The 14,078-nt window shown below is 69.6% G+C and carries 12 protein-coding genes; 1 reads left to right on the forward strand and 11 read right to left on the reverse strand.

The features are described 5' to 3' along the window. Nucleotide 1: 1 nt before the first annotated feature. The 7 genes from ACFQS9_RS00815 to ACFQS9_RS00845 form a co-directional block, all read right to left on the reverse strand. Nucleotides 2-859, reverse strand: a complete 858-nt coding sequence (locus tag ACFQS9_RS00815; protein ID WP_378400571.1) for a branched-chain amino acid ABC transporter permease — start codon at nt 857-859, stop codon at nt 2-4. Nucleotides 860-937: 78 nt separating this feature from the next. Further along, a complete protein-coding gene (locus tag ACFQS9_RS00820; protein WP_378400572.1) occupies nt 938-2,155 on the reverse strand; it encodes an ABC transporter substrate-binding protein in 1,218 nt (405 codons plus the stop codon). A gap of 237 nt (nt 2,156-2,392) precedes the next feature. After that, nucleotides 2,393-3,979, reverse strand: a complete 1,587-nt coding sequence (locus ACFQS9_RS00825) for a flavin-containing monooxygenase (protein ID WP_378400574.1) — start codon at nt 3,977-3,979, stop codon at nt 2,393-2,395. A 178-nt stretch (nt 3,980-4,157) separates the two neighbouring features. Beyond that, complete coding sequence (locus ACFQS9_RS00830; protein WP_378400576.1) at nt 4,158-5,321, reverse strand: globin domain-containing protein; 1,164 nt, start codon at nt 5,319-5,321, stop codon at nt 4,158-4,160. A gap of 133 nt (nt 5,322-5,454) precedes the next feature. Next, nucleotides 5,455-6,654 (reverse strand): sensor histidine kinase, encoded by a 1,200-nt coding sequence (locus ACFQS9_RS00835; RefSeq protein ID WP_378400578.1) that lies wholly within the window; start codon nt 6,652-6,654, stop codon nt 5,455-5,457. 1 nt (nt 6,655) lies between these two features. Further along, nucleotides 6,656-7,294, reverse strand: coding sequence for a response regulator (locus ACFQS9_RS00840; RefSeq protein WP_378400580.1), 639 nt, complete (start codon nt 7,292-7,294; stop codon nt 6,656-6,658). A 104-nt stretch (nt 7,295-7,398) separates the two neighbouring features. Further along, nucleotides 7,399-8,724 (reverse strand): lipase family protein, encoded by a 1,326-nt coding sequence (locus ACFQS9_RS00845; protein WP_378400582.1) that lies wholly within the window; start codon nt 8,722-8,724, stop codon nt 7,399-7,401. Nucleotides 8,725-8,796: 72 nt separating this feature from the next. Here ACFQS9_RS00845 and ACFQS9_RS00850 point away from each other — a divergent pair, with 72 nt between their 5' ends. Continuing rightward, complete coding sequence (locus tag ACFQS9_RS00850) at nt 8,797-9,834, forward strand: AraC family transcriptional regulator (protein WP_378400584.1); 1,038 nt, start codon at nt 8,797-8,799, stop codon at nt 9,832-9,834. Nucleotides 9,835-9,879: 45 nt separating this feature from the next. On the opposite strand, the gene ACFQS9_RS00855 is transcribed toward ACFQS9_RS00850, so the two are convergent. Genes ACFQS9_RS00855 through dnaK form a run of 4 tightly spaced genes read right to left on the reverse strand, consistent with a single transcriptional unit; the run spans nt 9,880 to nt 13,925 of the window. After that, a complete protein-coding gene (locus ACFQS9_RS00855; RefSeq protein ID WP_378400587.1) occupies nt 9,880-10,257 on the reverse strand; it encodes a heat shock protein transcriptional repressor HspR in 378 nt (125 codons plus the stop codon). A 38-nt stretch (nt 10,258-10,295) separates the two neighbouring features. Next, a complete protein-coding gene (gene dnaJ, locus ACFQS9_RS00860; RefSeq protein WP_378400589.1) occupies nt 10,296-11,498 on the reverse strand; it encodes a molecular chaperone DnaJ in 1,203 nt (400 codons plus the stop codon). Nucleotides 11,499-11,532: 34 nt separating this feature from the next. After that, nucleotides 11,533-12,081, reverse strand: a complete 549-nt coding sequence (gene grpE, locus ACFQS9_RS00865) for a nucleotide exchange factor GrpE (protein WP_378400591.1) — start codon at nt 12,079-12,081, stop codon at nt 11,533-11,535. After that, nucleotides 12,078-13,925 (reverse strand): molecular chaperone DnaK, encoded by a 1,848-nt coding sequence (dnaK, locus tag ACFQS9_RS00870; protein WP_378400593.1) that lies wholly within the window; start codon nt 13,923-13,925, stop codon nt 12,078-12,080. Before dnaK ends, grpE begins: the two co-directional genes overlap by 4 nt. Nucleotides 13,926-14,078: the final 153 nt, after the last annotated feature.

The raw sequence follows: 14,078 nt of genomic DNA on the forward strand, positions 1-14,078 counted from the left end.
GTCACACCACCCGTTCCCGTACCCGGCCGAACAGGCCGGCCGGCCGAACCATGAGGATCGCGATCAGCACCACGAACACCGCGATGTTGCTGTACTGGCTGCCCAGTTCCAGCGCGGCGAACGACTCGACCAGGCCGACAGTGAGGCCGCCGACCAGCGCACCGGGCAGTGAGCCGAACCCGCCGATCGCCAGGGCGACGAAGCCCTTGATCGCGAGCGCGGATCCGAGCGTCGCCACCGCAAACGTCTTGGGACCCACGAAGAGACCGAGGAACCCGGCCAGCGCACCGGAGGCCGCGAACGCGCCGAGCGCGAGCGCCCGGACGTTGACCCCGCGCAGCATGGCCGCCTCGCGGTCCTCCGAGATACCCAGCAGCGCAAGCCCGGTCACGGTCCTCTTGCTGATCTGACTGAGCAGCACGACGAGCACGATCGCCAGGATCAGCAGGGCGATCTCGACCGGGTAGGTGCGGCCACCGAGCAGCGTGATGGGTTCGTTGGAACCGAAGAACGGCACGGTCAGCGGCTCGCTGCCCCAGATCAGCTGCGTCGCACCGTTGATCAGGGTCGCCACACCCAGCGTGGTGACCAGTTGGTTCTGGTGGTCGTGCACCGGCCGGACGGCGATCACTTCCTCGAGTCCGGCGAGGATCATCACCGTGACTGTCGCTATCACCGCGACGACGAGGACCGGGAGCTTCAGCGTCACCAGACCGGTGTACGCGACGAAGGTGCCCACCATCATCAGCTGCGCCTGCGCGAAGTTGAAGGTGTTGGACGAGATGAAAACAATGTTGTAGCCGATCGCCACCAGCGTGTAGACAGCGCCGAGTGCGAGGCCCGACCAGACTATGGTCACCGCGAACTCCTCCTTCGGAGGTGGTGCGGTCGCGTCACGCGGCCGCACCACCGCCGTTGTCAGTCAGGACAGTTGGTCTCAGGCGCCCGGGTTGCCGTACTGCCCGTTGAGCAGCTTGCTCGGCGGCGCGAAGCGGTAGTCCTCGTTGTCCAGGTTCGGGGCGTGCGATTGCGCCGAGTAGTGGTAGCGGGGCAGGAACGCGGTCTTGGCGCTGTCGAGGACCTCCTGGTTCTCCAGCGCGTCGGCCAGTGCCTCCGGATCATCGGAGCCGCCGGCCTTCTCCGCGGCGGCCGCGACCAGACCGAACGGGTCGTAGTTGTCGGCCAAGATCAGCGTCGAGGGGATCTGCCCCTGCGAGGCCATCGTCTCGACCATCGCGTTGACCGCCCCGTCGTTCGCGTCGTAAACGGTGCTGGGGAACATCTGCATGACCAGGTTCGCGGTAACCGGGGTGCCGAGCACACCGTCCGGCGCCGGCTTGGCGACCAGCGCGGTGCCGGAGACCGAGGTGTTGCCGATCAGCGGGATGTTCCAGTCCAGCCGCTGCAGGCTGGTGAGCAGGTAACCCAGCGGGGCACCGTACGCGTCGACGACCAGGGCCTGGGTGCCCTTGTTCTTCAGGGACTGGAGCTGGGCGGTCATGTCCAGCGCCGCGACGTCGTACTCCTCCGAGCCGGACGCGCTGACGCCCTCGGCCGCGAGGGACGAGTCCATTGCCTTGCCGAACGCCTCACCGTAGGCGCTGCTGCCGTGGATGACGCCGACCTGCTGATAGCCCTTGCCCTTCGCGTAGTGCGCGATGGACGCCGCGTACTCGGCGGGCGAGGGCGAGAGGTCGAAGTTGAGTGGGAATTCCTCAGCGTCGGAGGAGTTCTCGGTCGGCCCGACGTTGAACGAGAGGATCTTGTTCTGCTTGAGGATCGGCAGGGTCGCGGCGGACACCGTCGACGGGCCCGAGTTGAGGTACAGGTCGGGCTTCGTGCCGGAGGCGATGGCCTCACGCAGGTTCGAGACCGCCTTCGTGGCGTCGCCGCCGTCGTCGACGACGGTGAGCTCGACCTGGCGACCGCCGATTCCGCCGTTCTTGTTGACCGCCTCGGCGCCGGCCTTCGCCGCGAGGATCGAGGTCTGGGAGTTGGCGGCCAGGGCGCCCTGGCCACTGACCGCGCCGGTGACGAGCACCCGGTATGGACCGTCCGATCCGCTCTCCGCGCCGGAACTCGATCCGGAGCAGCCGGCGAGGGCGACCGCGGATACGGCGAGCGCGGCTGTGAGGGCAGAGTGCCGATACTTCATGCAGGACTCCTCAAGTTGAATAAGCAAGCAGTTGCTTGGGGAGCAGCGTAAGGGTGTGATCTAGGTAACGTCAATCGCAATCCCGTGAGCCGGAATGCGTAAAAGTGTTAATTTGCAACATGTTTCAGTTCTCGTGACGCAGAGACGACTGAACGCTGGGCGCCTATCCCCTGGCGCCCAGCGTGTTTCGGTGTCGCGGCTCCCCGAAGGGGACCGATCAGTTGTGGACCGGACCGATCATTCGCCCGCCTCGATGACGTCAAATCCCTTGTAGCCGGCCGCCGCAACGTCGGCGATGATCTCACCGTAGGCGCCGAATCCGCCGATGAACGGCATGAACACGCGCGGCTTCCCGGGGATGTTCGCACCCATGTACCACGAGTTCGCGGTCGGCAGCAGCGTCTGCGCGGCCCGGTCGGAGCACTCCTGCACCCAGGAGGCGGCCGCCTCGGGGGTGGCCTCCAGCGCCACCGCACCCCGCTCGTCGAGGTGGGCGATGGCATCCGCCACCCAGTTCACGTGCAGCTCCGAGTGCAGCACCATGTTCGCCAGCACGGACACGCTGCCCGGGCCGGTCATGTTGAACAGGTTCGGGAAGCCGGCCACGCCGAGGCCGAGGTAGGTCTTCGGGCCCTCGGCCCACGCCTGCTTGAGGGTCTGGCCGTCGCGGCCGACGATGTTCAGCTTCTCCATCGACCCGGTCATCGCGTCGAACCCGGTCGCGAGGATCAGCGCATCGATCTCGTAGTGCTCGTCCGCGGTGCGCACACCCGCCGCGTCGATGCTCTCGATCGGCGTCGCCTTGAGGTTCACCAGCGTGACGTTGTCACGGTTGTAGGTCTGGTAGTAGTTGGCGTCCGTGCAGATCCGCTTGGTGCCGATCGCGTGGTCCTTCGGGACGAGCAGCTCCGCGATCTCCGGATCGTCGATCACCGCGCGGACCTTCTCCTCCCAGAAGGCGCGGGCGGTGTCGTTGGACTCGGCATTGGTCACCTGGTCCGGGAAGGTCTTGCTGTACAGCACGCCGCCGAGCTGCCAGCGCTTCTCGTAGGCCTCGCGCCGCTCCTCCTCCGACGCCTCCAGCGCCGGCTTCGGATGCGCCTGGTGCGGCGAGCCGCCGCCGCTGAGGAACGAGAGCCGACGACGCTCGCGGTAGTTCGCCTTCTGCGCGGCGCGGTCCTCGTCGCTGAGCGGCACGTTGCCTGCCGGCACGCTGTAGTTGGCGCTGCGCTGGAACACGTAGAGCTGCTCGGCCTGCTTGGCGACCTCGGGGATGGTCTGGATGCCGGAGGAGCCGGTGCCGATCACGCCGACCCGCTTGCCGGTGAAGTCGACGCTCTCGTGCGGCCAGTGTGCGGTGTGATAGACGCCGCCGTCGAAGGAATCGAGGCCCTCGATCGCGGGAATGTTCGCGTTCGACAGCGGACCGACCGCGAGGATGACGAAGCGGGCGGACACGGCGTCGCCTGCGTCGGTGCGGATCTCCCACCGCAGCGTCTGCTCGTCGAGCGCGATGTCGGTGACCCGGGTGCCGAACCGGATGTCGCGACGCAGGTCGTACCGGTCCGCGACGTGGTTGACGTACTCCAGGATCTCCGGCTGGGTGGCGTACTTCTCGCTCCAGTTCCACTCCTGCTCGAGCTCGGGGTCGAAGGAGTAGGAGTAGTCGACGCTCTCGACATCGCAGCGCGCGCCCGGGTAGCGGTTCCAGTACCAGACGCCGCCCACCCCGTCGCCCGCCTCGAACACCCGCACCGACAGCCCGTCGCTGCGGAGCTTGTGGAGCGCATAGAGCCCCGCGAAGCCCGCGCCGACGACGACCACGTCGACCTCGGCTCCTGTGTCGGCCTGAGGGGATGGGGTCCCTGCGGACGAAGCTGACTGGGCGTTCACGGTGACTGCCTTTCGCTGGAGACTCTCTCTCCAGCGACGCTATTTCGGCGACGTCACCGGGGCCTACCGCCCCTCCCGCTGACCGGGCACTGCGTTGCCCGCGGGTGGATCAGTACAGCGGGTCGTGCCGCATGTTCTCGACCGGGACACCCCTGGCCTGGAGCCGGAACTTGGCGGTCTGGATCGTCGAGGCGGACCCGACGATCTGCACGTCGTGGTTCGACCAGTCACCGAAATCGGCAGCGACCGCGCTGACCTTGCCGGTCATCCGCTTGTACATGCCTGCGGGCGGCGACGGGATCGGGTCGAGGTGCCACCACGGGTTGGTGTCCTCCTCGGAGACCGGGACGACCGTGAGCCACGGGTTGGTCAGCGACAGCTGCCAGAGGGTCTCGATGTCGTACAGGTCGCACGGGTAGTTGCCGCCCACGAACACGTGCACGTTCGGGTTGTTCGCGCGCATCGCCATCTCCATCAGCTGCGCGCGCAGCGGGGCGATGCCCGTGCCCGACCCGATCATCAGCATGTCGCGGTTCTGGGTGCGGTCCACGCCGAGCGCGCCGAGCGGGGAACCCATCGTCCAGGTGTCGCCGAGGTTGGTCTGGCCGACCATCGCCGGGCTCACCCAGCCGCTCGAGACGCGTCGGACGTGGAACTCGATCTGCCCCTCGGGATTCGCGGGAATGGCGGGCGAGAGGTAGCGCCACATCCGGGGGCGGCCGGGGACGGTGACACTCACGTACTGCCCCGCGCCGTACTCCATCGGCCGGTCGAGCTGCAGCCGGACCACCGCGACATCCTGGAGCACCTGCTTGTGTTCGACGACGGTGCCGTTCCAGGTCGCCGGCCCGGTCTCGGCGTTCGCGGCCTCCATCATCACCGAGGCGATCAGGGCGATGGCCTCGCGCCAGGCGTTGTCGACCTCGTCGGTCCACAACTCGTTGCCCGCGAAGTTCTTGAGCGCGAAGATCAGCGCGTTACCGACCGCGGTGTAGTGCGCGTCGACCACGCCGTACTTGCGGTGGTCGCGGCCGAGCTGGGCGAGGAACAGGAGGACCGGTTCCGGGTCGTCGAGCTGGTCGATGACGTAGGCGATCGCGTGGACGAGTCGCTCTCGCTGGGCCTCCATCGCGGCGGGGAAGAACGCGCGGACCTCCGGGTTGTTCGCGAACAAGACGGAGTAGAACGACTGGGTCAGTCGAGCTGGTCCGTCCTCGATCGCCGCCACGGCCTTGAAGGTCGTCCGGACAAGCGAAATTGCCGTTGAATCCACTGCAGAGTCCCCGTTCCGCATACAAACGCGGCCTGCGGCGTTCTCTGCAGGTCGCGTGGCCCCTCTCGGCGGGTTGCCGTTGGGTTTGAGGAAGTCTAGCGAGGAATCCCCGCGACCGAAACACGTATCGGAATTACAACAATGTGAGTTGATCCGCAGGGACCGTGGCCACCACGCGGGTGCCCTCTCCGGGCGCAGACGTCAGGTCCAATGTCCCGCCCAGGTTCTCTATCCTGAGGAACTGCGAGGCCAGCCCGATGTGCCCCTCCGCGACGCGCGCCGGCAGGTCGTCCGGGTCGAACCCGACGCCGTCATCGGCCACCACGAGGGTGATGGCGGTGCCGGTCCGGGACAACAGCAGCTCGACCCGATGCGCGTTCGCGTGCCGGTCGATGTTGCCGAGCGCCTCCCTGGCCACCCGGTACAGCAGCGACTGGCAGTCCGGCCTGCCCACCTCCGCCAACCGCACCCGCATCTCGTAGCCGCCGCGGCGCGCCATACCGTCGGCCAGCTCGCGCAGCGCCGCCGTCAGGCCCAGTTGCTCGAGTACCTGCGGGTGCAGCGTGGTGACCGTCGAGCGGAGCTGCGTGGCGGTCTCGCGCAGCGCCGCCTCCGCGGCCACCAGCGCGGGATCGCGGTCGCGCTCGATCGCCTCCTCGAGGTCCATCCTCGCCGCGAGGACGTTCTGCAGCGGGCCGTCGTGCAGGTGCTCGGCCAGTCGCCTGCGTTCGCGTTCCTCCGCCCCCATCGACTCGGCGACCAACTGCCTGCGCACGTCCAGCAGCGAGATCACGGTCCCCGAGCGGCGCACCAGCACCAGGGACAACGCGGTGGTCGCGGCGGTGAGCCAGAGCAGGAATCCGAAGTAGAGGAACACCACGCCGGGCAGATCGACGAGGTCGTCGCGGACCGCGTAGAGAAGCCACACCAGCAGGTAGCCGACCGCCGTGCAGGTGCCGAGCGTCGCCGTCAATGCGGGCCGGTACTGGAACGCCACCGCCACGGGCAGCAGGAAGAACACCGGCAGCAGCGACGAAGTCGCCCCGCCGGACGCCAGGCAGAGCGCGAGCAGGGCCGCGATGTCGACGACGGTGGACGCCCAGCCCGCCCAGGGCCGCACCCGCCTGCGCAACACCACCGCGAGCCACGCCGCGGCGGCGACGGCATACCCGAGCAGGACCAGCCGGAACACCGTCGGCATCCAGTGCTCGATACGGACGACGGGTCCGAACAGCGCGATGAGCGCGATCAGCGGCAGCCGCAGGAAGGCGGTGACCCGCACGGCCTCCGTGGCGTATCGCTCGACGACGCGGTCCCGATCGCGGCCTGCCACGTCACTCCAGCAGTCCACGGCGCATGGCCTCGGCCACCGCTGCCGCGCGGTCGCTGACCCCGAGCTTCTCGTACAGCCGCTGGACGTGGGTCTTGACGGTGGACGGCGCGAGATACAGCTCGCCCGCGATGGCCGGGATCGTCAGCCCCCGGGCGATGGCCGCCAGCACCTCCCGTTCACGGGCGCTCAGCGCCGGACCGGTGGGTTCCGCGTGCCGACGGACCTCGCCGACCAGGCCCGCGGCCAGGCCGGCGGGGAGCACGTCGCGGCCCTTCGCGCACTCCAGGACCGCGGCCACGATCTCGGCCCGCGTCGACTCTTTGGGCAGGAACCCGGACGCGCCCTCCTGCACCGCGTGGTAGACGATCGCGGACTCGTCGTGCGCGGAGAGCAGCAGCACGCGGGTGCCCAGGCCGTCGCGGCGCACGGCGGCGGCGACCTGGCCCCCGTCGAGCTGCGGCATCCGGTAGTCGACCAGCGCGACCTGCGGGCGGTGTTCCCGGATCAGCGCCAGCGCGGCGGCCCCGTCGTCGGCCTCCCCCACCACCTCGACGTCGCCGCTCCCGACGAGCGCCCGGACGACGCCGTCACGAAAGAGCGGGTGATCGTCGGCCACCACGACGCGTACCTTCTCGACCATCGTTCACCACGACCCGAGACCGGCCATGGCTCACTGTCTCATGGCGCTCACACCACGATCGGGCGATTCGCCGGATAGGGCACGCCGGCCGAAGGCGCTCGAACCTAGAGCTGGCAGCCCACCGGGCCGGGGCGGCCCTCGAAGCGGTCGGTCATCCAGGTGAGGGCCTCGGGGATGCCGCTCAGCAGCGGCAGGCCGTGGCCGACGATGAATCCGGGCGCGATGGGTGGGAAATCCGCGGTGCTGAATCGGACGGTCGCGCCCCGCGCGCACCACGCCGCCGCGACCTCGCGCGCCGGTCCGTAGGGGATCAGGTCGTCGCCCAGGCCCTCGACGACCAGGACCGGCGCCGCAGGCGTCTGCCGACCGATCTGCTGCGCGTCGACCGCCGCGCGCACCATCGGAAGTGTGTCGATCGTGTCCGCGACCGACCGGCCGTCGGCAGTCCACTCGGACGTGCGGTGCAGGCCGTGACGCAGCAGGGTCTCGGCCAGGCACTGCTCGCGCACGTCCTCGACCGTCGCCCGGCCGGCCGGGCTCATGGCCCGATCGATCTCAACCCTGGTCTCGGGGTAGGCGGCATAGATGCCGTTGATGGCGTAGCCGATCAGCCCGGTTGCGGCGCTGCCGTCCATCATTCGCGCCACCTGCCGGAGATCCGCGGGGATCCCGCCGGCGTAGGCGCCGCGCAGATCGAGGTCCGGCGCGTAGTCGGCCTGCAGCTCCGCCGCGGCGGCCACGGCACCGCCGCCCTGCGAGTACCCCCAGAGCCCGACCGGGCCGGTGGTGCCCAGGCCCGACCCGGGCAGGGCCCTCGCCGCCCGCGCGGCGTCGAGGACCGCGTGCGCCGCGGCGGCCCGGTTCAGGTAGGTGTGCACCCCCGGGGTGCCGAGACCCTGGTAGTCGGTGACGACCACCGCGATGCCGCGGGAGAGCAGCGCGAACACCTGGAGCAGTTCGTATTCCGCGCGCACGTCGAGCGGGGCGTCGTATCCGACGATCTCGGTGAACAGCCGCGACGGAGCGCACTGGTCGCCCTGCCCCTGCGTGCCCGTGGCGAGGCTGACCAGTGGCCGGGCCCCCGCGCCCGTCCAGGGCAGCGTGGGGGCGAAGTAGGTGCCGGTCACCGCGATATCCGCGCCGTGGGTGTCGGTGCTGCGGTACATGATCCGGGTCGCCTCGGCCGGCCACCGCCTGCCGTCGATCGGAACCGCGACCGCGAGCGTGACCGGCTCGGTGCGCAGGATCTCGCCGGGCCGCCCGGGTGCCAGGTGGGCGGGGGCGGCGTAGAAGTCGGGCGCCGGGGTACCCGACGCGACCGCGGTCGACCCGACGGCGGCCAGGACGGCGGTGCCCAACGCCACCGCCAGTCGACACGCCACCCGCAGCGATCCGGTGCCGAGCCCGCCCGCCACGTCACGAATGTCCATGCCCTGACCCTAGGAGCGCGACGCGCTCGTGCTGAATGACGAAATCGGCACGCCGCTTGATACTTTCGGCAGATGCCCGGTATGGGAGCGCCGTCGCCGTGGTGGGACTTCCCGCGCGGGGTCGCAGGCGCACGCATCATCGCCGGAGTCGGTGCCGAGCACGGACTCACGGCGGGCCGCTGCCTGCGGGGCACCGGCCTGACCCCTGGCGACCTCGATGATGCCGACGCCGTCGTGGACGCGGGCGACGAGATCCGGATCGTTCGCAACGTGTTGGCGGGGGTGCCCACCGAGGTCCGCGGCGACGGGTCGTGGCTCGGCGCCGCGGCCGGCGCCCGGTACACGCTCGGACAGGCGGGCGTGCTCGGGTTCGCCCTGATCGCCAGTCCGACCCTCGGCGACGCGATGCGGATCGGTATGCGGCATCTCGGGGCGAGCAACGCGTTCGTCCGTGTCGGGCTGAACGCCGGTGGCGCCGAGGTCCGGGTCACCTTCGACGACTCGGACATCGACGAGGACGTGCGGCCCTTCCTCGTTGCCCGCGACCTGATGGCGATCCTGCAGGTCCTGACCCACGTCACGGCGGGCTCGACGTCGCACGGCCGCCTCGAACTGCGCCTACCTCGGGTTCCCGCGATCGAGACGGCGGCCGCCGGGCTCGTCGACCGGATCGAGTTCGGGCGGCCTCGCAACGTCACCGTGCTTCCGGCGGAGTTCCTGGCCCGGCCGCTCCCGCAGGCCGATGCCCGGACCGCGGAGGTGTGTGCGCGTCACTGCTCGGATCTCGTCGAACAGCGCCGGCTGCGGCGCGGGACCTCGGGTGCCGTGCGGGCCGCACTCCTGCGCGACCCGGCGCGCCCACCGTCCATGCGCGGCGTCGCCGGGGAACTCGGCGTCAGCGAGCGGACCTTGCGGTCCAGGCTCGAGTTCGAGCGGACCTCGTTTCGGGTCATCCGGGACGAGGTCCGGGAGGCACTCGCCCTCGACATGCTGGGGACGAGCGCCCTGTCCGTCGAGGAGGTCGCCCGGCGACTCGGCTACGCGGAAACCGCGTCGTTCACCCGCGCATTCACGCGCTGGCGGGGAGCCCCGCCGAGCCGACACCGCTGACCGGCAGTGGGCCTCCGCGCGTCGCCCATCCACGTCGAGCCGGGATCAGCGCTCGTGCCGGGGCTTCCAGACGACCAGAGCGTTGTTGCGCGGGATCGGCACCAGGTCCCGCCGATAGCTGGCGTGCACCTGGGCGATCTCGGCGGCCATCTCGGTGACCCGCCGTTGCAGCGCCTCCACCTGATTGGTCAGCTCGATGATCCGTTTGATGCCGGCCAGGTTGACGCCCTCGTCCTGGGACAACCGCTGCACCTCACGCAGCAGCGCCACGTCCCTCGGCGAGTACCGGCGTCCCCCGCCCGTGGTGCGGTGCGGGGTCACCAGGCCGAGCCGGTCGTAGTTCCGCAGCGTCTGCGCGTGCATGCCGGCCAGTTCCGCGGCCACCGAGATCACGAAGATCTGGGCGTCCGGGTCCGTGGACATGTCAGACGCACTCTGGCCGGGCACCCGGGGCGCGGTCATCACGCACCCGCCCAGCCCGCACGCGGATCGAATCCGCTGGCCTTCTCGGCCGACAGATAGGTCTGCAGCGCCTCGGTGGCGGTCTCGTCGAGATCCTGCGGCACCGCGACCTTGACGGTCACGAGCAGATCCCCCGCACCGCCGCTGCGCTTGGGTACCCCGCGACCGCGCACCCGGAGGATCCGGCCGTCCACGGTGCCCGACGGGATCTTGACGCCGACCCGGCCCTCGAGGGTGGGGACGGAGACGGTGGTGCCGAGCACCAGTTCGCCGTAGCTGACCGGCACGGTGACCGTCAGGTCGTCGCCGTTGCGGCCGAACACCTTGTCCGGCTTGACGTGCACGGTGACGTACAGGTCGCCCGACGGCGCGCCGCGCAGGCCCGCCTCGCCCTGCCCGGCCAGCCTGATCCGCTGCCCGTCGCTCACGCCCTTCGGGATCCGGACGGTGAGGTTGCGGGTGCGGTTCTGCACGCCGGTGCCGCGGCAGTCGGTGCACGGGTCGTCGATGATCGAGCCGGTGCCGCGGCAGTCGTCGCACGGCTCGCTGAACCCGAACGCGCCCTGGTTCCGGCTGACGATTCCGGAACCGTTGCAGCGCGGGCACACCCGCGGGCTGGTGCCCGGCTTCGCCCCGCTGCCGTGGCAGGTGGTGCAGGAGGCCGGGCTGGTCAGCCGCAACGGCACCGTCACGCCCTGCGCGGCCTCGCGGAACGGCAGGGTGGTCTCGGCCTCGACGTCGCTGCCCCGCTGCGGGCGGGTGCTCGCCCCGGTCCGCGTGCCCGCGCCTCCGCGACCGCCGCCGAACAGCCCGCCGAAGATGTCGCCGATGCCGCCATCGCCGGAGGTGTAGCTGGTGCCACCGCCGAACAGGTCGCCGATGTTGAACTCGCCGCCTCCGAAACCGCCGCCCGCCGTGGTGTACTCGGCGCCCGGACGGTACCCGCCGCGGCCGAAGCCGCCGCTGGCGAACAGCCGGCGGGCCTCGTCGTACTCCTTGCGCTTGGCCGTATCCGAGAGCACGGCGTACGCCTCGCTCACGGCCTTGAACCGCTCCTCGGCCGCCGTGTCACCGGGGTTGGCGTCGGGATGCAGGTCCCGGGCCAGCTTCCGGTAGGACTTCTTGATCTCGTCGGCCGAAGCCCCAGAGGAGACGCCCAGCTCCTTGTAGAAGTCCTTCTCGATCCACTCCCGCTCACTCACCGGGCGTCTCCTCCTCTCGTTGCTTCCTGTGTAACTACTCCGAGGCCTCGTCCGGCGCAGGCGCGCCGTCCGTGACCGTCACCATCGCCGTCCGCAGGATCCGGTCGCCGAGGCGGTAGCCCTTGCGCAGGACCGTCCCGAGCACCGGATGGTCGCCGTCGCCCTCGACCTGCACGGCCTCGTGCAGCTCCGGGGAGAAGGTGTCGCCCTCCTCGCCGAAGGCGGCGAGACCGAGACCGTCGAGCACCCCGGCGAGCTTGTCGGACAGCGCCTTCAGCGGGCCCGACTCCAGGTCACCGTGCGCACGCGCCCGGTCGAGGTCGTCGACGACATCGAGGAACTTGCCGACCACCGAGGCCCGCTCGGCCGCGACGGCCTGGTCGATCCGGACGAGCGCGTTCCGGCGGATGTTCGCGATCTCCGCCTTCGCGTAGCCCAGTTCGGTGCTGGCCTTCTCGAGCTCCGAGGTCAGCGTGAGCAGCTCGTCGACCTCGGTGTCGGCCGCGGCCCCGGCCGCCGCATCAGCGGCGGCCGGGGTCTCGGTGTCGACTACTTGTTCGCGGTCGGCGTCCTGCTCGGTCACTTCTTGTCCTGATCGGCGGGCTCGTCCACGACCTCGGCGTCGACAACGTCGTCGTCGCCCTGGCTCGGTCCGGCGCCGTCGGTGCCGGCCGCGGCCTCGTCGGCCTGTGCCTTGTAGATCGCCTCACCCAGGGCCTGGGACTCGGTGGCGAGCTTCTCCACCGCGGACTTCACCGCGGAGATGTCGCTGCCGGCAAGGGCGGTGTTGGCCTCCGCGATGGCGGCCTCGACCTTCTCCTTGACGTCCGCGGGCACCTTGTCCTCGTTGTCCTTGATGAACTTCTCGGTCTGGTGCACCAGCGACTCGGCCTGGTTGCGGACCTCGGCCTCCTCACGACGGGCCTTGTCCTCCTCGGCATGCGCCTCGGCGTCCTTGACCATCCGCTCGATCTCCTCCTTGGACAGGCCGGAGCCGTCCTGGATCTTGATCGTGTTCTCCTTGCCGGTGCCCTTGTCCTTCGCGGTCACGTGCACGATGCCGTTGGCATCGATGTCGAAGGTGACCTCGATCTGCGGCACGCCGCGCGGGGCCGGCGGGATGCCCGCGAGCTCGAAGGATCCCAGGAGCTTGTTGTGCGACGCGATCTCGCGCTCACCCTGGAACACCTGGATCTGCACCGACGGCTGGTTGTCATCGGCCGTGGTGAAGGTCTCCGAGCGCTTGGTCGGGATCGTGGTGTTGCGCTCGATGAGCCTGGTCATCACGCCACCCTTGGTCTCGATGCCGAGGGAGAGCGGGGTGACGTCGAGGAGCAGCACGTCCTTGACCTCGCCCTTGAGGACGCCGGCCTGCAGGGCGGCGCCGATGGCGACGACCTCGTCCGGGTTCACGCCCTTGTTGGGCTCACGGCCGCCGGTCAGCTCGCGGACCAGGTCCGAGACGGCGGGCATGCGGGTGGAGCCACCGACGAGCACGACGTTGTCGATGTCCTTGACCGAGATACCGCTGTCCTTGATCACGGCCTGGAACGGCGCACGGGTGCGGTCGAGCAGGTCGGAGGTGATCTTCTGGAACTCGGCGCGGGTCAGCTGCTCGTCGAGGAACAGCGGGTTCTTGTCCGCGTCCACGGTGATGTACGGCAGGTTGATCGAGGTGCTCTGCGAGGAGGACAGCTCGATCTTCGCCTTCTCGGCGGCCTCGCGCAGACGCTGCAGGGCCATCTTGTCCTTGGTCAGGTCGATGCCCGAGGTGGCCTTGAACTTGTCGACCAGCCAGCCGACGATGCGCTCGTCCCAGTCGTCGCCACCGAGGTGGTTGTCGCCGGAGGTCGCGCGGACCTCGACGACGCCGTCGCCGATCTCGAGCAGGGACACGTCGAAGGTGCCGCCACCGAGGTCGAAGACCAGGATGGTCTGTTCCTTCTCGCCCTTGTCCAGGCCGTACGCCAGCGCGGCCGCGGTGGGCTCGTTGACGATGCGGAGCACGTTGAGGCCGGCGATCTGGCCGGCTTCCTTGGTGGCCTGACGCTGCGCGTCCTCGAAGTACGCGGGCACGGTGATGACGGCGTCGGTGATCTCCTCACCGAGGTACGCCTCGGCGTCGCGCTTGAGCTTCATGAGCGTGCGCGCGCTGATCTCCTGCGACGTGTACTTCTTGCCGTCGATCTCGACGTTCCAGTCGGTGCCGACGTGGCGCTTGACCGAGCGGATGGTGCGGTCGACGTTCGTGACCGCCTGGTTCTTCGCGGGCTGGCCGACCAGCACCTCACCGTTCTTGGCGAAGGCGACGATCGACGGGGTCGTGCGTGAGCCCTCGGAGTTGGCGACCACTACGGGCTCGCCGCCTTCGAGCACAGACACGACCGAGTTGGTGGTCCCGAGGTCGATTCCGACCGCACGAGCCATAGTGTTTCCTCCTACTTGTCGCAGCACCCCCGGCGATGAAGGCGTCGGGGCTGGTTGTGCTGGTTTTTCTTGGCAATCTCACCCGAAGTGAGTGCTACACGCTCAAGTTTGCTACCCATCGAATTGGGAGTCAAGCTCGAACTTGAGTCGCAT

It is taken from the genome of Rhodococcus daqingensis (assembly GCF_042665615.1).
Lineage (GTDB): Bacteria > Actinomycetota > Actinomycetes > Mycobacteriales > Mycobacteriaceae > Rhodococcus_G > Rhodococcus_G daqingensis.